The sequence below is a fragment of the Vibrio marinisediminis genome (assembly GCF_014050145.1).
GTDB classification, from domain to species: Bacteria; Pseudomonadota; Gammaproteobacteria; order Enterobacterales; family Vibrionaceae; genus Vibrio; species Vibrio marinisediminis.
In genome coordinates this window covers 144,050-163,052 of record NZ_JACFYF010000002.1, presented here as the reverse complement: position 1 = coordinate 163,052, position 19,003 = coordinate 144,050, and the positions used below count along the sequence as shown (strand labels likewise).

At 43.6% G+C, this 19,003-nt stretch carries 20 protein-coding genes; 9 read left to right on the top strand and 11 right to left on the bottom strand.

Annotation, left to right across the window (positions count from 1 at the left end; translation table 11 throughout):
* The first annotated feature begins 218 nt into the window (after positions 1–218).
* The 4 genes from H2O73_RS05000 (at position 219) to H2O73_RS04985 (ending at position 3,406) form a co-directional block, all read left to right on the top strand.
* The gene (locus H2O73_RS05000; RefSeq protein WP_182107241.1) at positions 219–989 is read left to right on the top strand and encodes an ABC transporter ATP-binding protein; all 771 of its coding nucleotides are present in this window, start codon (positions 219–221) and stop codon (positions 987–989) included.
* Between the two features lie 78 nt (positions 990–1,067).
* Positions 1,068–1,835: an ABC transporter substrate-binding protein gene (locus H2O73_RS04995; protein ID WP_182107239.1), complete on the top strand. Its 768-nt coding sequence runs from the start codon at positions 1,068–1,070 to the stop codon at positions 1,833–1,835.
* Positions 1,836–1,984: 149 nt separating this feature from the next.
* Entirely contained in the window at positions 1,985–2,725 is a 741-nt protein-coding gene (locus H2O73_RS04990) for an ABC transporter permease (RefSeq protein ID WP_182107237.1), read from the top strand.
* Positions 2,726–2,728: 3 nt separating this feature from the next.
* Positions 2,729–3,406 carry an ABC transporter permease gene (locus tag H2O73_RS04985; RefSeq protein ID WP_182107235.1) on the top strand — a complete coding sequence of 226 codons (678 nt, stop codon included), beginning with the start codon at positions 2,729–2,731 and terminating at the stop codon, positions 3,404–3,406.
* Positions 3,407–3,510: 104 nt separating this feature from the next.
* Here H2O73_RS04985 and H2O73_RS04980 read toward each other — a convergent pair whose 3' ends face one another.
* From H2O73_RS04980 to H2O73_RS04945, 8 genes are all read right to left on the bottom strand, one after another.
* The gene (locus tag H2O73_RS04980) at positions 3,511–5,058 is read right to left on the bottom strand and encodes a purple acid phosphatase family protein (RefSeq protein ID WP_182107233.1); all 1,548 of its coding nucleotides are present in this window, start codon (positions 5,056–5,058) and stop codon (positions 3,511–3,513) included.
* A gap of 421 nt (positions 5,059–5,479) precedes the next feature.
* The gene (locus tag H2O73_RS04975; RefSeq protein ID WP_182107231.1) at positions 5,480–6,253 is read right to left on the bottom strand and encodes a LytR/AlgR family response regulator transcription factor; all 774 of its coding nucleotides are present in this window, start codon (positions 6,251–6,253) and stop codon (positions 5,480–5,482) included.
* Between the two features lie 5 nt (positions 6,254–6,258).
* Entirely contained in the window at positions 6,259–7,323 is a 1,065-nt protein-coding gene (locus H2O73_RS04970) for a sensor histidine kinase (protein WP_182107229.1), read from the bottom strand.
* A complete protein-coding gene (locus tag H2O73_RS04965) occupies positions 7,323–8,600 on the bottom strand; it encodes a hypothetical protein (RefSeq protein WP_182107227.1) in 1,278 nt (425 codons plus the stop codon). The genes H2O73_RS04970 and H2O73_RS04965 overlap by 1 nt, the downstream gene beginning before the upstream one ends.
* A gap of 2 nt (positions 8,601–8,602) precedes the next feature.
* Complete coding sequence (locus H2O73_RS04960; RefSeq protein WP_182107224.1) at positions 8,603–9,376, bottom strand: outer membrane lipoprotein-sorting protein; 774 nt, start codon at positions 9,374–9,376, stop codon at positions 8,603–8,605.
* On the bottom strand, positions 9,369–10,634 hold the full coding sequence (locus tag H2O73_RS04955; RefSeq protein WP_182107222.1) for an ABC transporter permease: 1,266 nt from the start codon (positions 10,632–10,634) through the stop codon (positions 9,369–9,371). Before H2O73_RS04955 ends, H2O73_RS04960 begins: the two co-directional genes overlap by 8 nt.
* Positions 10,622–11,380, bottom strand: coding sequence for an ABC transporter ATP-binding protein (locus H2O73_RS04950; protein WP_182107220.1), 759 nt, complete (start codon positions 11,378–11,380; stop codon positions 10,622–10,624). Before H2O73_RS04950 ends, H2O73_RS04955 begins: the two co-directional genes overlap by 13 nt.
* Positions 11,381–11,389: 9 nt before the next feature.
* The gene (locus H2O73_RS04945; RefSeq protein WP_182107218.1) at positions 11,390–12,040 is read right to left on the bottom strand and encodes a hypothetical protein; all 651 of its coding nucleotides are present in this window, start codon (positions 12,038–12,040) and stop codon (positions 11,390–11,392) included.
* A gap of 299 nt (positions 12,041–12,339) precedes the next feature.
* Between H2O73_RS04945 and H2O73_RS04940 the strand changes: the two genes are divergently transcribed.
* Complete coding sequence (locus H2O73_RS04940) at positions 12,340–12,933, top strand: hypothetical protein (protein WP_182107216.1); 594 nt, start codon at positions 12,340–12,342, stop codon at positions 12,931–12,933.
* 124 nt (positions 12,934–13,057) lie between these two features.
* On the opposite strand, the gene H2O73_RS04935 is transcribed toward H2O73_RS04940, so the two are convergent.
* Positions 13,058–13,609, bottom strand: coding sequence for a DUF2301 domain-containing membrane protein (locus H2O73_RS04935; protein WP_182107214.1), 552 nt, complete (start codon positions 13,607–13,609; stop codon positions 13,058–13,060).
* A 285-nt stretch (positions 13,610–13,894) separates the two neighbouring features.
* Here H2O73_RS04935 and H2O73_RS04930 point away from each other — a divergent pair, with 285 nt between their 5' ends.
* On the top strand, positions 13,895–14,734 hold the full coding sequence (locus tag H2O73_RS04930) for a phosphate/phosphite/phosphonate ABC transporter substrate-binding protein (RefSeq protein WP_182107212.1): 840 nt from the start codon (positions 13,895–13,897) through the stop codon (positions 14,732–14,734).
* 10 nt (positions 14,735–14,744) lie between these two features.
* Positions 14,745–17,369: an ATP-binding protein gene (locus H2O73_RS04925; protein ID WP_182107210.1), complete on the top strand. Its 2,625-nt coding sequence runs from the start codon at positions 14,745–14,747 to the stop codon at positions 17,367–17,369.
* A gap of 101 nt (positions 17,370–17,470) precedes the next feature.
* Here the strand turns inward: H2O73_RS04925 and H2O73_RS04920 are convergent, their stop codons facing one another.
* On the bottom strand, positions 17,471–17,632 hold the full coding sequence (locus H2O73_RS04920) for a CCGSCS motif protein (RefSeq protein ID WP_182107208.1): 162 nt from the start codon (positions 17,630–17,632) through the stop codon (positions 17,471–17,473).
* Between the two features lie 275 nt (positions 17,633–17,907).
* On the opposite strand from H2O73_RS04920, the gene H2O73_RS04915 reads away from it, so the two are divergent.
* The gene (locus tag H2O73_RS04915) at positions 17,908–18,258 is read left to right on the top strand and encodes a DUF3147 family protein (protein WP_182107206.1); all 351 of its coding nucleotides are present in this window, start codon (positions 17,908–17,910) and stop codon (positions 18,256–18,258) included.
* Between the two features lie 36 nt (positions 18,259–18,294).
* Positions 18,295–18,591 (top strand): hypothetical protein, encoded by a 297-nt coding sequence (locus tag H2O73_RS04910; protein ID WP_182107204.1) that lies wholly within the window; start codon positions 18,295–18,297, stop codon positions 18,589–18,591.
* 86 nt (positions 18,592–18,677) lie between these two features.
* On the opposite strand, the gene H2O73_RS04905 is transcribed toward H2O73_RS04910, so the two are convergent.
* Positions 18,678–18,917, bottom strand: a complete 240-nt coding sequence (locus H2O73_RS04905; protein WP_182107202.1) for an RNA recognition motif domain-containing protein — start codon at positions 18,915–18,917, stop codon at positions 18,678–18,680.
* Positions 18,918–19,003 lie beyond the last annotated feature (86 nt).

Below are 19,003 nucleotides of genomic sequence, written 5' to 3'. Positions count from 1 at the left end.
CGGTAAACCTCAGTTTATGCATTCGATAGAGTGATAATAGCTATGTAATGCATTATTACGCACATAAAGTAGTTAGATATTGATTTTGTTTAGGTTAATAATTTGTTGTATATTGTTGGTGTTAGTGCTAGTTTGAGTGCAAATGGGAGGAACCCATGCAGTCAAATACTTGTAAATAAAGTGTTTGATCAAGAAGACTATACAGGGAGTAGAAGCGCATGAATGATGTACCCGCGCTAAATATCAATAACTTACATAAGACCTTTGGTCAAAATAAGGTACTAAAAGGTATTTCTTTAGAAGCACATAAAGGCGATGTAATTTCTATTATCGGCTCGTCTGGCTCTGGGAAAAGTACCTTCTTGCGTTGTATTAACCTCTTAGAAACCCCCACCGACGGTGAAATTTGGGTCAATGGCGAATTGATCGAAATGAAACAAAATCGACAAGGTGAGGCGGTTCCTGCCAATGAAAAACAAGTTCAACGAATCCGTTCACGCCTTGCGATGGTTTTTCAAGGCTTCAATCTTTGGTCACACATGACAGTGCTTGAGAATGTGATCGAAGCTCCAGTTCATGTATTGGGTGTACCGAAAGCACAAGCAATCGAAAATGCAGAACTATTGTTAAAGAAAGTGGGCTTGTACGAACGAAAAGATTATTACCCAGGGCATTTATCGGGTGGTCAACAACAACGCGCAGCGATAGCGAGAGCGTTAGCCGTCGATCCAGAAGTGATGTTGTTTGATGAACCAACATCCGCGCTTGACCCTGAACTGGTTGGGGAAGTATTAGGCGTAATGCGCGATCTCGCCGATGAAGGAAGAACGATGTTAGTTGTTACGCATGAAATGGCATTTGCGCGTGACGTATCAAACCATGTGATGTTCCTTCACCAAGGGTTAGTAGAAGAGCAGGGTGACCCTGCCAAATTATTTACTAATCCTGAATCAGAACGTTTACAGCAGTTTATATCCTCTATTTATTAACCGCCTTGTCGACAGAAAATAAGAAGGCGGAGCAACACACAACATCTATAAGTAAAAAACAATCACAGGAGTATGGAAATGAAAAAGTGGTTAGTAGTAGCGGCACTTGCAGCTACGACAGTGACAGGCATGGCACAAGCGAAAGATTGGAAGACAGTTCGTTTCGGTATCGAGGGGGCATACCCTCCATTTAGCTGGACTGAAGCAGATGGCTCTCTTAAGGGTTTTGATGTGGATATGGCAAATGCATTGTGTAAAGAGATGGATGTGAAATGTAAGATCGTACCACAAGATTGGGACGGCATTATTCCATCACTACTAGCTCGCAAATATGACGCGATCATTGCAGCAATGTCGATTACTGAAGAGCGTAAGAAGAAAGTAGACTTTACTGGCAAATATGCACTTATTCCCAACAAATTTATTGCTAAGAAAGACGCGGGTTTGAATTTTGAAAACTTAGATGGCGTTAAGATTGGCGTGCAACGTGCAACCACGCACGATAAATACCTAACTGATAACTACGACAAAGTTGAAATCGTTCGTTACGGCTCATTTGATGAAGCGTATCTAGATCTAGCAAACGGTCGAATTGCTGCCGTTCTGGGTGATGCATCAGCGCTTGAAGAAGGTGTGTTGAATGCAGAAGGCGGTGCAAGTTATGAATTTGTTGGTCCATCTCTAACGGACCCTCAATGGTTTGGTGATGGCTTTGGCATTGCGGTACGCAAGCAAGACAAAGATCTAACCGAGAAGTTAGATGCGGCGATCCTTTCTCTACGTGAAAAAGGTGTCTATCAAGAAATCGCGGCAAAATACTTTAAGTATGACGTTTACGGCCAGTAAGCCGTATATATCAATCTGACTAAGGCTGAGGGTATTTCACCGAAGTAATGTTATGGCTATTAACCTAGTCAGATTGGTATCAGCGACCGTTGGCTTGTTCCTAGAAGTAGTCAACGGTCGGTTTTGAGTTTAGGGACAGGAACTCACCTATGCTGGATCTTCAAGGATACGAAGCCTCAATTTTAAAAGGGGCTCTGATAACGATAGAGGTTGCACTTCTGTCACTGTTGTTTGCGGTTGTTTTAGGCATGCTGGGAGCTTTGGCTAAACTTGCGCCTTACCGTTGGGCGAGGGCTGTAGCAACACTCTATACCACGATTATTCGTGGCATTCCCGACCTCGTGCTCATGATGCTGATATTTTTCGGCGGTCAAATCCTATTGAATAACAGTCTTTATGCCGTTAATGAATGGCTCAATGAATGGTTCACATCAAGTGACCCAAATCATGAATGGACTGCTTATCTTCCTGATTACATTGATGTTAGCCCTTTTATTGCTGGTGTCCTGACCATTGGCTTTATCTTTGGTGCCTATATGGCAGAAACCTTTCGTGGTGCCATCATGGCGGTAGACAAAGGTGAACTAGAAGCGGCAAAAGCTTACGGAATGAGCTCTACGTTAGCCTTTAGACGTATTCTATTTCCACAGATGGTGCGCCATGCCTTACCGGGTTTTGGTAACAACTGGTTGGTATTGTTAAAAACAACCGCGTTAGTTTCCATTATTGGATTAGAGGATATGGTTCGTGTGAGCGCATTAGCGGCGGGTTCAACCAAAATGCCGTTTACTTTTTATATGGCTGTCGCGATTATCTTTTTGTTTTTTACCAGTGTTTCAACCGGGCTTCTCAAGTTGGTTGAACGCAAGTTTAGTATTCATGCGAGGTAGGAAATGGATTTTGCACTAGTTGTTGAAAGCTTGCCTATCTACCTTGAAGGGCTTTGGACCACCTTTTGGTTGGTTGGCTTGGCGTTGATTTTAGGTTTAATGGTGGCAATTCCACTCGCGATCGCACGTAATAGTCGTAATTATTTACTGATGGCACCAAGCTGGGCGTACATTTACTTTTTCCGTGGCACACCATTATTGGTTCAACTTTATTTGATCTACTACGGTATGGATCAGTTTTTTCCGGTCAAAGATACACTATGGGAAAACGCTTGGTTTTGTGCCTTAGTCGCTTTTGTTCTTAATACGTCAGCTTATACAGCGGAGATTATTCGTGGCGCCATTAACGGTTTGCCAAAAGGAGAAGTGGAAGCGGCAAAAGCGTATGGTATGAGTACCGCGATGACGTATCGACGAGTGATTTTACCAAGTGCATTACGCCGTGCTTTGCCTGCTTACAGTAATGAAGTGATCTTTATGCTTCATGGTAGTGCGGTGGCCGGTATTGTGACCATCCTTGATTTGACCGGGGCGGCAAGGCTAGTCAACTCACGCTATTACGCACCTTTTGAGTCATTTTTAACCGCGGGTCTGTTCTATATGGCACTCACGTTCTTAATTTTGTGGGTATTCAAAAACGCAGAGAAAAAATTCTTAGCGTACTTAAGGCCACTCAGTTAGTTAAGACAAGCCTAACTGATTAGATCAAAAAATCCCTCAATGTTGTTTGAGGGATTTTTGTTTCTAGCCCTATTCAGTGAGCGTAACGTTATAGCAAGCCGGCTCTACTTTGCTTTAAGTGTCACAACATCGTCATAAACTCGTCTTTCCCAATCGGTGACGTTGCCAGATTTGTCCATAATTGGGAATACGTAAACAGGAGAGATTTCGGTGGTCCACTCACCTTGTTCGTTTTGGAATACATTCACTTCCAAGTGACCATAGTGCTTACCACCGCTGACAAGCTGCTTGCCTTGCCATACTTCAGGAGCGTCAAGGTGCGCTAAATAAGTTTGGTATGGGTTATCCATATCAACATCGTATTTGCCATCTTTACCAAAGTAAGGACCACGTAAGCCATCCCCTCCGATACCCGCATCGTAGAAATGAATGCCATCAACTACTGAGTGCTCATACATTTCATCATGACCTGCGAATACCGCGTCAACACCATACTTTTCAAATAGCGGAGTTAAGACTCGAACAGGTACACCTGACTGGTTATCCTCGCCATTTTCAAAGCCATTATTCCCCGTTGGAAAACCATGAGGACCGACTGAATATGGGATATGGTGAAACTGAACAAAGGTAAATTGGCTGTTTTTCTGCGCATCAGCCAACTGTTTTTCTAGCCACTTATATTGTTCTGAACCTGGGTTGAAGTCTGGTGCATTTACGCCTTCTAAACGCCAGTTGGTGTCTTTGTCGGTTTTGTTCGGCTTACCGTCGGATGTATCGATAGTAATGTAAGTAATTGGACCGTAGTCTACGCGATAGTAGCGATCTTTATAGGCGGTATTACTACTGCCATTGTCAGGAACATCGAAGTAGGTTTTGTAACGAGCAATAGCTTGCAGAGCAAGTTCGGTATCATATTCTGCAAGACCACCGTCTGGGCCTGGGTAATTTTCGTGGTTACCAATCGCTGGGAATAGCGGCACAAACGATGCAATATTGTTGAACTCGCCGGCATTATGACGCCAAAACTCATCCCAATCTCGTTGCTCGTTACCAGATTCAACTAAATCACCGGCAATCGCAATAAAGTCTGGTTGACGCTCAAACATCACGCGAATGTTTTCTTGATAGCCCACCGTTTGGTCGACAAGGTATTGTCGGTCAAAGTCGCCGTAAGGTTCCGACCAACGGCGTGTCTTACCCGTTGATTCCGGTTCAGTTTCAGAGTCGGAGTAGACGACAAAGCGAACTTCGCCATCTTTGTTGGGAACGGTATTAAACTGAGCATCATACTGCTGATTGCTTTGCTCTACCGTATATTGATATTGAGTACCGGGTTTAAGATTAGAAATCTGAACGTGGTGAATATAAGGTGTTTTAGCGAGATCTTTATCTTTAAAGTACTTTTCTACTTCGGTCGGGAAATACTCTAAACCGGAAGCGAGTTCTGGCTGGGAGGTAAATGATTTTGTAAAACCATCGCCAGATACTTTTAATTCACCCGGTTTGTTGTCTGTGGTCAGCCACATGATGGTCATGCTATTGCTGGTGGGATTTTGTAGGTAGGGTTTTACTTTAAACGCATCTTGCTCTGCCGCAATGACAGTACAACTCATCCCAGTTAAAACTAAAGCGCTGATTAATGTTTTTTTCATACGAGGTCCTCTGATGCCTGCATAACAGAGTGGCGATCATTTGATTGAGTATTAACACACTGAATATCTGTTTTTGAATATCGAACGAGTCAAATTCAATCAACATTATGCCAGTCGATATAAATCAGATTTATGACTCCATCACGAAACCAATCAATGCCATTCGTCGGCGAAAAACCTTTCATTTTATAAAAAACGAAAGCAATTAGCTTTCGTCATTCCTGCCAAATACATCGGTGGGGTGAATAAAAACAGAGAGTTGAATAAAAGGAATGAAAGTGATTTCGGTGTTAATCGCAGTCACTACCTGCGATGTAGCAACTGCGCAAGCTCACATTATTAAATCGAAAGGTATTTGAAAGAGGTATGCAGCTTGGCATTTTTTTACTCCAACAATAAAGCCGGTGTAGCGGCACTATTGTTACATACCTTTAAATAAGCTTTGTTGGGCGCGGCTGACTGGTAATTTATGCCCAAGCATTTTAACGAACATGCGCCCAGCAAAGTCTTTGCTTACTTTTTCAATAGCCGCCACTTTGACAACGGTTGAGCGATGGATTTTCCAGAAGTGTTCAGGGTCAAGCTGCATAAGCAGTTCTTTTAATGGGGTGCGAATCAAGTATTCACTGTTGTCGTCGGTATAGATAGAGACGTATTTCTCTTCAGCTTTGAAGTACAGCACCTCATCCACAGAAATAAGATGAATGTCTTCGCCCCGACTGGCTTTAATCCATGTTAAGTATTGCGGCGTTAAAGGAGGCAACTGGCTAAGCTGTGATAACAATTGGCTCAGATCAGGTGTCGCACTTTGCGTCGGTTGATGAGCGAAACGTTGTTTGATTTTAGTGCAGCATGCTTCTAAGCGACTTTCATTTAGTGGCTTGAGTAAATAATCGATCGCGTTTTGTTCAAATGCATTAATCGCATATTCATCGTAGGCGGTGACAAAGACAACAAGAGGTTGATGGCTTTGCTGTTTGATTTCGTTAGCGACAGCCATACCATCAAGTTCAGGCATGCGGATATCGAGAAAGACAACATCGGGCTTGAGCAGGGTAATGCTTTCCAATGCTTGTTTACCATCACTACAGCTGGCGACAATCTCTAGATCTGGCCAAACTTCGGCGAGGCTGCGGTCTAAGTGGTGTCGAAGTAGCGGCTCGTCATCGGCAATGATAGCGGTGATAGAAGTCATTGATTTTATGTTTCCTTAGTGACCAAAAGTGGTTCGATGGCTTGGGCGTCGAGCGGTATTGTGATGCAAACGCTGAAACCGCCCTGATCCGGCTGGATTATTGCAACGCTACCTTGTTGTTCATACAAGCCTTTTACTCGTTGTTTGATGTTAGTGAGCCCAACACCATGACCTTTGGTTTGGGCGTTTTGCCTTAAGCCGATACCATCATCCGTCACTTTAATCTTCAATTGGTGATTGGCTTGAAAAATTGCGATGTGAATTGTACCGCCGACGCCTTTGGGCTCAATACCGTGCTGAATGGCATTCTCAACTAAAGGTTGAATCAACATAGGGGGGATAACGGTTTGCTGTAGCTGGGGATCAACATCAATGTGAAAATGCAATCTTTCATCAAGTCGTATCTTTTGAATCGCCAGATAAGCATTCAGGCGTCTAATTTCATCTTCTACGGTGGTTTCGGCAAGGCGAGAATTGGCAAGCGTGGTACGCAACAGTTCAGTGAGTTTATCTAACATCATGCGAGCTTTCGGTACGTCTTGGCTCATTAAGGCGCTGATGTTGGCGAGCGTATTAAACAAGAAATGCGGCTCTATTTGACTTTGCATTTGCATCAACTGGCTTAAAATTAGTGCCTTTTCTTGTTCTGCTTGTTTTCGTTTTGCTTCTTCTAACAACTTTTCTGCAATGGCTTGTTGCTCACGATTGTAAAAATAGTAGAAACACATCATCGAGAATATGCCTCCCGACATTATTACTGGGAGAAAGCCTAAAAATGAGCCATCAAGATATGAATTTAACCAAAACCACGCATTAAATGAACCAAGGATAATAGAGCAGACTAAAGAAATCACAGTCTCAAGTAGGCTGGTTATATTTGGGAATAACCTCTCCAGAACGGTAGATGAAATGATCGCTGAATAACCATAGCCAAGGCTGGTTAGTAGATGAATGTAAACTGACCCGCCCCACACGTTAAAAGAGGTGAACGCAACCAGTAAACAAAACAGTGTGGTGATGATGAAACTACGCCAGCGAGTTATGTAAGCCGAGAGGCAGATGGTTCGCATTAAAATTTCCCTTTAATCATGAAGAGTAGTGTACGGCGATCGTTTATTTGTGCGTAAGCAGAATCCGATTTTCCGCTCAAAAAGCGTGCGGTAAATTCCAAATCTATCGACGCCTCTCCAGTATCAATCCATTGATAGGTTAACCATTGAGTCGCAATGATACCGCCATCTTGGGGCGAGATAAGCAGATCCAGCTTTGGTGTGAAGTCGCTAAGCCAGTGCCAGTCATCGTTGGATTGCCACTGTAACCATGAATCGGTATCCCAGTTCCAATGCAGCATGAGATTGTGTTGAGTAAGGTTGTAATGATTTAACCCTTGCGCATAAGAACTCGCTAGCGATTGGGAGAGTATAGATTGCTGTAATCGTTGCGCACTATGTTGTGCTTGCTGCCACTGTTTTTTGCTCCATGCTCGGCTATCAAACCAGTATTCACCAATAAAACTGTGCCCGTTGAGTGTGGTGTAAGTGAAGCCAGCCAACCCTTGCCACGCCTCGCCAGCTTGTTTTAGCTTTACAGGGGTTATGGATTGCTCTGGTTGTGTATATTGTTGGCTTTTATGCTGCCAAAGTGCTTCAGCATGAAACTCCCATGCAGGACCCAGTATACTGACCCAGCTTGCCCCTATCGCACCTTGTCGAACGTCATCGTAGTAGCCAATGAGTTGGTACTCATGTTGATTGATCAACCCATAGCGTCGTATGCCGATACCTTGTTGTTGGTTAGCAATGTCAAAGTGATCCACTACGTTATCGCTCCAGTGTGAGTTGGTATAGAGCACGCTCCATTCGCCATTGGCATCAAACTGAGATAGGGCAGCGACGGTTGAACCTTCTTCGACACTGAGACCAATAGGATTTTGTCGATAAGGTTTGAACATGTCTAAAGGGCGGTATCCGTAGCTCACACCATAGTCGAGACGAATTTTGCCCAATGTCGCGTCAAAGCTTTGTTCACCAATAGTGATGCTTCCTTGCCACGCTAATTCACGCACGATGAACTGATTATCAGTATGCTCAAACCAACTTTGAGGGCTGTTCTGATAGATGCTTTGACTATAGAGTGCAAATAGACCGCTCCATTGTCCATAACCCATTTGAACATCAAGCAAGCCATCGAGTTGGGAATGTGAATTATGATTAGGTTCGATGAAAACACTGCTTTTTAACTGGCCTTGGCTTGCTGATAGTGCCCAGTCCCAATCCACTTGCCAGTGCTGAGCTATCGCCGGTGAAGACATGAGTGCGAACAGAGCAAGTAGAGTGGTACTGCGCATAACTAAAGCTCCGCGGTATTGTTACGAGCAAGGAAGCTAGGATTGTAGAATTTATCTTCCAATTTCCATGGTTCAATAGACATATATTTAATCACGGTTTTCTTCGTTGGTTGAATGGCATCAAGCAGCGTCATTGCGGTGACGGCAAGTTTGTCATCACGAACTCCGCGAGCAAAATAGGCTTGCTTGGCGAGTTTGCCCGAACGTAAGTAGAGATCAGCTCGAATGGGAAAGCTCGTCTCTTGCTCAATCCATAATTCGATACGTTGGTAACTCGCACTGCTGGTTTTTGCTGTGAGTTCAATGTGATGAGCACTGTATGGCAATTGATTAATATCTTTCGCTGTTTCATCTGCCAGCCATTTCCCTTGGTAATCTTCACTCCATGTTAATGAGCTGATATCTCCAACAGAGGCTTCACCAAGCAACTTTTGCATAGGTGTAATGCGAATAGGACGGCGGCTCTTTGGCATTTGAAGCCAAAAGTTTTCTTGCAGCATCAACATTTTTTGCCCAGCTTCGACTGAAGATTTAAATACCACCAGTGATTCACGATTTGGGCGTGAATAGACATTGTATTGACGAGTTTTATCCAATTCGCCAGCTTTGTATAACGAGACAACTGAAATGACGCGGGCAGATTCTTCACCCAAGCGAAATTGATCCGCGGTCTCGATGAGTTGTTTAACCTGGCTAGTGTTTAAAGCCGCCTTACTTGGTGTTGTCATCATCATGCTGATTAGCAAGCTGGCAAATAGAGTTTTGATATTAGACATGGGTAAGCGCCTCGGTAATTGGTTTTTGAACCCCTTTTCGGGCTGAGAAATAGGCGGCAACTAAACAGATGCTGAGGACCCCAAACGAAGCCATCGCCGCAAGCTCGATAGAGAAATAGATCGTCAGCGGATAGCCTTGGGTCATTCCTGGTGGAGGTGGCATCTGAACGTCGGCAACCATCAAAAAGAGAGTAAGTAGCGCTGCCGCAATAGTGCCAAGTAAGCTGCCGACAAGTGCCAGTAACCCAGCTTCACGCATAAATCCGGCAACAATTTCATTGGGTAAATTTCCCAGCGCTGAAAGTGTACCGATCTCGCGAGTTCGTTCTGTCACGGACATGGTCATGGTGTTAAATAGAGAAACGAACACAACCATCGCCATAATGATGCCCATAATGCCAAAGATTCGGTCGTAGAGGCTTTTGACGTTCTGGTAGTAAAAGGCACGAACGTTCCAAGGTGTTAGTTCAAGCGATTGCGATTGTGAGGCGATCAGCTTGCTGATTTTTTCAGAAACGGGTGTCGTTTGCTCAAGGTTGAATAGGAATACGGAAACAGTACTGACTTTGTTACTGTTAAGCAGCGACTGGGTGCTGTCGATGTGTAAATAGAGCTGACGCTTGTCGAGCTCAGGAACGCCCGTAGAGAAGATTCCGTGCACTTTAAAATCATACGCATTCAGAGCGCCATCAGTCGTCGTCGCGAGTAGCGTGACCCAGTCACCGATGGTGACATTGAGGTTACGAGCTAAGTCGACACCAAGCATCACTTCCGGTTCGGTTTGGTCGTAACGAGATGAGCGTGTATTGGAGAGAGTTTTACCTTCGCGCATGTCGAGGAAGGGACCCTTCATATCAAACTCACGATCATTGACCCCGCGCCCCACATAAATGGCTGATTTGTTGCCGTTTGAAATCAAGCCAGTAAAGTCGATACTAGGTTGTACGCCGCGGACAGAGTCAAGCGCGATGATTTTATTGATCAGTTGCTGTGGTTGCTCAAGCCCATTGGACAGAGGCATCTCTTCATCGGCTTCAAAATAGCCTGGTGTTGAAATGATCAAGTGTCCGATATCACGTGCGGTTGCTTGTTTTAAACTGTCATAAGTGTACAGACCAAAACCACCAGTGCTAGCAAGAGCAAAGACAGTAATTGCAATGATCATAATAGAAAGCGAACTGCGGCGCTGATTGCGGCGTAAGTTTAACCAAGCTAAACGCAGTGTGTCTGGCAGTAGAAATCCGGCTAGTTTGCCCATGAAGTCACCTCACGATCGTTGTGTGCATAAGAAATTTCGTGCTGGTTGACACTAGATGGAGTTATATCAAACTGATTGGTATCTACGTGATGTAACTGCCCATCTAACAGTTCAATGGTTCGGTCACAACGAGAAGCCATGCGAATGTCATGAGTGGCAATCACAAAGGTGGTATTCATCTCTTGTCCGAGGTTTTTCATAATATCGACCACCAAATTTGCCGTTTTACTGTCAAGGCTGGCAGTGGGTTCGTCTGCAATTACTAAAGTAGGTTGATGGACAAGAGCGCGAGCGATGGCGACACGTTGCTGTTGCCCACCAGAGAGGTTGTCTGGACGTTGATGGATAAAATCAGCTAACCCAACCCAATCAAGCATTTGTTCAGCCTTATAACGTTGCTGCTTTTTATCAAAACCATTGATTTGCAGAGGGTAAGCTACATTTTCCAACGCGCTCATTACGGGGATGAGATTAAATCGTTGAAAGATAAAACCAAGTTGCGTACGACGTAGCATCGCGGCATGCCTAGGATGTTTGGGAAGTGCGCTGCCATTAAGGCTCACTTCGCCTTGATATTGCATATCGAGCAGCCCCAGTACATTGAGCAGGGTGCTTTTGCCACTACCCGAAGGACCACACAGTGCCACCATTTCACCGGTTTGGATCTCGCCAGATACATTCGTTAGTGCAGCAACGGTTTGATTGCCTAACTGGTAGTGGCGTTGAATCTGATTAAAAACAATCATTCTTTTCCCTTAGCCTTGTTTGGCAATCAATTTTTGCGCAGTTTGAGTTTGTACATTAGAGGGGTCTAATGTCTGCATAGTAGAAAGCCATGCTTGAGCTTGCGAAATATCGCCAGCTTTCAATGCGGCGGATATTCCTGAACTGTAAACCCATGCACTCGCCGCAAAAGGCTGATGTGCAAAAGAAGGGTCATTGAGTAGATTAAGATAGAGGTCATAACCGCGTTCGAAATGATTGAACATATCGGGTAGAGAGGTGTAAGTAATCGCTGCCATTGCTTGAGCTAAATGGGCTTCAGGTAACCCTTGAATACGTTCTTGCTGATTAACGTCTTCTGGTAGGGTGTTGAGCAAACTAATTCCCTTAGCAATGGTGGCAAGCCCTTGTTCAGTGAACTTCATTTTGTTCCAAGGTAAAAAGGCGTCACGACCTTGAAGGGTTTGCGTACTGCCTAGGTACACCATGGTTAGAGGTTTTGCTCCTTGTTCTTCAAGTAAGCGGTTTAGTTGACCATAAACAGTATCCACCAATGCCTCATCGCCATCGGCGGCGAGGTTGTAGTTTGCCAAAATATCAGAGCTTGGGTTGGCATATAAGTTAGCGCTGCCCAATGTAGCGGCCAAAGCAGCGGTTAACAGTAGAGTTTTAGGAGTTTTCATCGCTCAATTCCTTGTGGCTTAGTGAACGATGACAGAATATGGCAGTGGGAAATATCTTGCTTGGCGATGAGACGAACGGTTGATTGTGTAGATGAGTGGTAAAATCGATGGATGAACTGAAACAGTGGATAGTGGCATCGAAGGTGAATTATTTTCTTATTGCAATCAATGAGTGGTGTTCAATCGCCTCTTTTTTGTCTAGGGTATCGGTTTGGATCTACGGTGAGTAAATAGTTCACCCCGCAGCCTATTTGATGTTGCCAATAAAGCTTGAATAAGAACAAAGGAACACTACCAAAATGAGCGACCTTACGCCTCAACAAGATGTAGCTCTAGCCACATTCAAAACTAATCTTCATTTTCCTCATGGTGGTTTTTATGCGTTGATTACGGAACTCGGCAAAGAGTACCAGTTACCTTTTCAGACAGTGCGTACCGCAGTGATGGAAGCACAGCGAGCCATCGAGAATAAGATACGTCATGATATAGATGCCGTGACCGAGGCTGACATAAGCCAAGAAAATTGGCGAAAGATGATTAGTGAAATATTGGTTGATCTTGCTAAAGATAATACGCCGGTGATGGATAGCTTATTGGCTAATAAGAGTTACTTGAAAGCAGTAAGTAGCATGAACACCCCAATTGGAAGTGAAGATGATCGCGTGGTTATTTTGGAGTATTTGATGCAAGCTTATGAGCAAGAAGTATTTAAGCCACTACTTGCGATGCTGCGTACCAGTCCACTTTATTGGGAATTAATGCTGGCAGAAGAGCTTGATAAGATGACAGAAACTTATCGAGCAAAATTCAGTGATTATCCGCAATATGTTGAAGCCGCCGCGCATCTATTTGATTTAGACTCGCGAGTCAGGGGCGCAGGTTTATCCGCCTAACCAATCGGCAGAGCGTGTAAAAAAACCTCATTTAAACGAGGCTTTTTTATCAGATAGAGAGAATAACAAGAGATATTCATTGCCATTATTTCGCTAATGGGAACTCGTGTCCTATCTTATTGGCTTAGATTTCATAGTTGGCTTTGATGCCAATATCAAAGTGGAGTGGCATACGCCATTTGATGATGGCTAAGTATCCGATAACAAGCGCGGAAGTAGCCATCAAAATCGAGGCTACTAGTTGTTGTTGTAACCAGAGTGATAAAGTACTGGCGGCTAATAACAAAGGAACGAGCTTTAACCCCAACACTTTAAAACAAAACGATTCTTTTAAAGCGATGCCAGAGAAGGTGACAAAAATAAAGCCTAACGATAGCCAAATTCTGGTTTGTTCGGGGTCGCTAAGCATCAACAGAATGCCCACCCAAGCTGACCAGCAAATAGCCGCGCGGACATGTTTGCTGTAGATATGGATATTGGCCGCGGATAACGCCGCTGAAGTACTGATCGCGAGCAAAACAACATTGCTATATTCAGCGAAACGACTGGTCACACCGCTCAATATTATTGAGAGCAGAAGTAATGATAGAGCTAAACCAGTAATCCCTGCGCGGTACAAACACACGCTGAGTTTATCAAGTCCATCTAACACTTCTTTGTATTCTGGGTTTGCCACAATTTACTTCCGATTATCTTGTTAGGTTCGTCTGCGCAACCTACGCACGCTTCTTTTATTGTGATGTAAAGTACCTACTTTACGCCAGTTTTATTGTATCCGATGCTTGCCTGCTTTTTTTTATTTCGTACTACAAATCGATGTTGAACAAATTCGCCTTATCTTTTCACTTAAAAATGAGGGGTGAAATTGCCAAAAAAACACAGTAATTCAAATAGTTTACTATCATCAATAAGTAGCTAAAACAAAACTGGCGTAGTTGCCTTATAGGGCGGAGAGGTTTGAATGAGAGTTGAAATTTTGGCATACCTTGCCGAGGTGAATAAAAAAATAATCACATTCGTTTTGTATTCGCTGTGCGTGTTTTATACCGCAGGTGTTGTCGCTAAGCCGTCACTAATTTTTGGTGTGGTACCGCAACAATCCGCTGCAAAGCTGGCTCAGCAATGGCAACCACTATTAGACCGCTGGGGAGAGCTCGCAGGGGTTGAGATTAGATTTGCGACCGCTCGAGATATACCGACATTTGAAACCCGTTTGTTGGCGGGTGAATATGATATGTCGTATATGAATCCCTATCATTTTACCTTAGTGAACCATACCCCGGGCTATACCGCATTGGCTCGAGCTAAAGATAAACAAATCAAAGGTATTTTGGTTGTTCGGCGTGACTGGCAGGGAGACCTACAAGATCTGCAAAATCAAGTAATTGCTTTTCCAGCGCCTAGAGCATTTGGCGCATCGATCATCAATCAATCGGAGCTTGGTCAAAAAGGCATTAATTTTGAAGCGAAGTTTGTTGGTTCTCATGATTCGGTCTATTTAGGGGTAGCAAAAGGGCTTTATCCTGCTGGTGGTGGTGTAGGTCGAACATTTAATAGCTTTGATGATAAAACCAAACAAGAATTGAAGATTATCTACCGTACCAATGCTTATACGCCCCATGCTTTCGCCGTTTCCAACCAAATTGCGCCTGAGGTAAAACAAGCTCTACGCGATGCGATTACATTGTTAAACCAAGATCCTCAAGCACAGCGAAGCTTCAGTATGCTCAGTATTAAAGGGCTTCAAACGGCGCAAGATAGTGACTGGGATGACATTGTTCAGTTAGGTATTTCCCTTTAATTGGTGGCGTATGACTCTTCGTTCTAAAACTATTATTGGTATCGCACTGATTGAAGCGCTAGCGCTTGGCGTCTTGATCATTAGTGGTCTTAGTTGGTTGAAAACCTCCAATGAGCAGAGTTTAGAAATTGGTAGTCAGCAACTGGTGAGTGTTTTCGCTAAGGCATCCCGAGATGCTGTTATCGCCACGGATCTCGCATATCTAGATAGCTTCGCTCAATCTGTGGTCAGCGAGCATAACTTAGCCTACATCAGAATATCAGACCGAAGTGGTGTAGAACTGACTCGGCAAGGTGACTATCAAGGTGTTGATACGGCAATTCGTCCATTTGATGTTCCAGATGGCATTTTTGATGTTGCTACTCCAATTCTGTTAGGAGAGCAGTCGTTTGGCTTGGTTGAAATGGGTGTGCGAGTCGATGAGATTCATCAACTCTTTAGTTATGCTAAGCAAGCCAGTATTTTCATTGCTGTTATTGAAATGTCGTTGGTGGCGCTGTTTTCATTTGCACTTGGAAGCTATTTATTGAAGCGGTTGGATTTACTACGTAGAGGGGTTGTTAGAGTTACTGAGCAAGGTCCGGGTACGCAGATTGAAATATCGGGTAATGATGAAGTTACTAGAGTGGGGGATGCGTTCAATCTTATGTCCACCTCTCTTGCTCAAGCACAAGATAACTTAGAGCAGCAATACCGCACTCAAAAGTTATTATCTGACAAAGTATCGTTACTTGCAGAAGTGGCAGAACACGCCCGCGACACCGTGATTATTACCGATTCTGATGGCAAAATCGTTTGGGTGAACTCAGCTTTCGAGCAGCTCACGGAGTACTCATATGAAGAGGCTATGGGGAAGAATCCGGGGGCGTTATTACAAGGCGATGAGTCTGATCGTAAGGCGATAGCGCTACTATCTGAAAGTATACGAAAGCAACAGCCAACGCGGGTAGAGATCGTTAACTACACCAAGTCGGGCAACAAATACTGGGTGGAGCTTGATCTTTTCCCGGTCTTTGATGAAAGCGATCAGCTTTTGAGATTTGTCGCGGTTGAGCGAGATATCACTGATAGACGTAAAATTGAGCAACAGCTTTCCGCCGCAGTTGAAAAATCGAATAAGGCAGCGAAAGCAAAATCTGAATTTTTGGCAAATATGAGCCATGAAATCCGCACACCCATGAACGCAATTTTGGGGATCAGTGAATTACTGCTGGAAAATGAAAATAAAGCCGAACAAAAAGGCTTATTGTCACTGCTCCATAAATCGGCAGGAAACTTAGTCACCGTAATCAATGACATACTCGACTACAGTAAAGTTGAAGCTGGCAAGTTGAGTTTGGTTGAGGAGGCATTTGATTTAAGAGAATTGATAGAAAATTGCACCAGTCTGTGTGCCTATCAAGCAACGCATAAGAATCTTCTGCTTTTAGTGGATATGCCACTTACAATCAATTGCGCGGTTATTGGTGATAAAGGAAGGATTAATCAAATCCTACTCAACTTAATCGGTAACGCACTTAAGTTTACGGAAAGCGGGCATGTGCTGCTCAAAGTGGCAGAATCAAATCAAAACAGTCGCCAGTTATATCAGTTTGATGTGATTGATACTGGGATAGGTATCCCTGCTGACCGTTTACCTCATGTGATGGAGAAATTTGAGCAAGTAGATAACTCAGTGACGCGACGATATGAAGGGACTGGGTTAGGGCTTGCGATATCGAAACGGTTAATTCAAATGTATGGCGGAGAATTGACCGTTACCTCGACCGTTGGAGTTGGGTCATGTTTCAGCTTTTGCTTAGAGCTCAAACAGCAAGCCGAAATGGAATATCATTCAACCACTCTTGAAGGTGTGCATATTTTATTGGTTGATGATTATCTTCCACGAGTCAAACAATTGCATCGTATCGCCCAGCAGATTTGCTTGAGAATCACGCATGTAACGTCAGAAACGATAAAGCATGCTCAAGATATTGATAATGGTGCTCGCTACGACCGAATAATCATAGGTGACTGTGACTCTAAAGCCTATGAGGTTATTGATAAGTTAAGCCAGCGTATGACAAAAGCGGAGAGTGCGGTTGTGTTGCTTGAGCCAATAATGATGGAGCGAGAACGTGATAAAACCGTTGATGGTAAGCATTGTATATCTCAACCGGTTACGCACAAAAAGTTACTTGATTGCTTCCAAGCGCATCATCAGAGAGAGGGCAATGAGAAAGAAAAAGTCGGGTCGAATTTTTCTGGCGTAAACCTGCTGGTGGCTGAAGATAGCCGAGTGAATCGAATTCTCATCTCGAAAATGCTTGAAGATACGGGTGTTAACCTTATTTTGGCGGAAGATGGTGAAGTCGCAATGGCGCTATATCAACGTACTGCCCCCGACCTCGTCATCACCGATATTTCAATGCCGAATAAAGATGGATTTAGTCTAACCCAAGATATTCGAGAGCTGCAAAAATCGAATGGGTATTCGTGGTGCCCTGTTGTGGCTTTTTCTGCCCATGCGTTGCAAGAAGAGCAAGATAAGAGTATTGAAGTTGGGATGGATGACTATCTAACCAAGCCGGTTAAGAAAGAGGACTTGCTAAATATGATATCGAAATGGACGCTAGGAAACAGAATTTCGCAATAGCCTTTTCTGTCTAAATGTTCCGTGGGGGATAGGAGGTCAGGCACAACAACCGAGTTTAAAGCAAAACCTCAGGAGTAACCCTGAGGTCATTAAGTCGTTTGTTACGAGCACGAACCACAGCAGCCACTTGGTGTGTCATGCTTGTTTTTTTTCTCAGCACCGCCATCTTTATTGGACGTTTCAGCCGGGTGTTGTTTTTCAGCCGCTTCCGTTTTTGCTTCAGAGTCTTTCTTTTGAAATATCTTTTTAATTGATAGCGCCATGGTTGATTCCTCGTTTATACATCAATATTACTGGATAATATCATACTAAAATAGTCAAGTATTGATAAACGTATCATTTGGAGTTTTATCCTGATTTGAATAGGCATGGCTAGGCACTGATTGGTTTGTTATCGATAGGCTGCTTTGGCTCTCAATTTGGGTTAACGGTTTGTGTCACCATGGTTTTCTCTAGTGACGTGTCGTCATACGCGGATTAGCGTCTTGTTAGACTAAACTGGATACATTTAGCGTTTCATCAGGTTGGGAAAGTAAAGATGTTATGGTTAGTGTTTAAATATCTAACAACTGCAGCCATTGTTGTGGCTATTTCTGAAATTGCTAAGCGCAGTGATAAGGTTGGTGCTTTGGTTGCGGCACTTCCGACTGTAACTATTTTAGCGCTGATTTGGATGTACATCGAAAATCAAGGCAATGAGAAGCTGTCAAATCATGCCTTTTATACCTTTTGGTATGTGCTGCCAACGCTACCGATGTTTTTGCTTTTCCCTTATTTACTCAGTAAGTATTCATTCTGGTTCACCTTATTAATGAGCTGTTTGGTTTCAATTATGTGCTTTGCATTGACTCATTTGATAGCAAAACAGTTTGGAATCAACCTATTATAGACACTCTCTTTTGTTGTTTGTGGTAAGGAGTAAATTGTGGGACTAGAAGCCTTGGTGTTTGTGATGGATGCGTTTATCACAACATGCTGTATGTACGTCGCCTCAAAACTTTCGTATGTTATTGTTGATTTTAAATCACTGCTTATTATTGCGCTGTCTGTTGCTTTGGTTTCTTTGACCCCAGCAGTAGGGTGGATATTAGGGTTACTGCTTTTTGTGTATTTATTAAGTAAAGCAGCCAATGCCAGTTTTGGGGATTGTATATGGGTGGTGGTTTTTACCAAGGTGGTTTCGTTTGTTGTACTGATGGCGTTGGGGGGCGTGTTCGCTTAACGCGAGGTGTTACGACTGGTGGTTTGAGGGATAAAAAGGAGAAGTATAAGCCGACTCATTGAGTAAGTCGGCTTGTGGACGCTATATTAGCTATCCGCTTTTTTTACGCGGATTTTTTGCTTAGCAATTGTCGCCGAGTTTAGGTTAGCAATCGCTGTTTTCGCTTCATCTTCGTTTGGCATTTCAACAAACGCAAAACCCTTTGATGAACCTGTCTCTTGATCCAAAACCAACGTACATTCGGCAACATCACCATGAGCAGAAAATAGAACGCGAATTTCGTGTTCAGTGGTAGTGCGTGCAAGATTGCGAACTAAAAGTTTCATAGATATCCATTGGTATAGTAATAGTGCTTGGATTGTCGCAGGTAACCGGTCACAAACCAAGAAAAGATTGGGTGTTGCTTAGTATG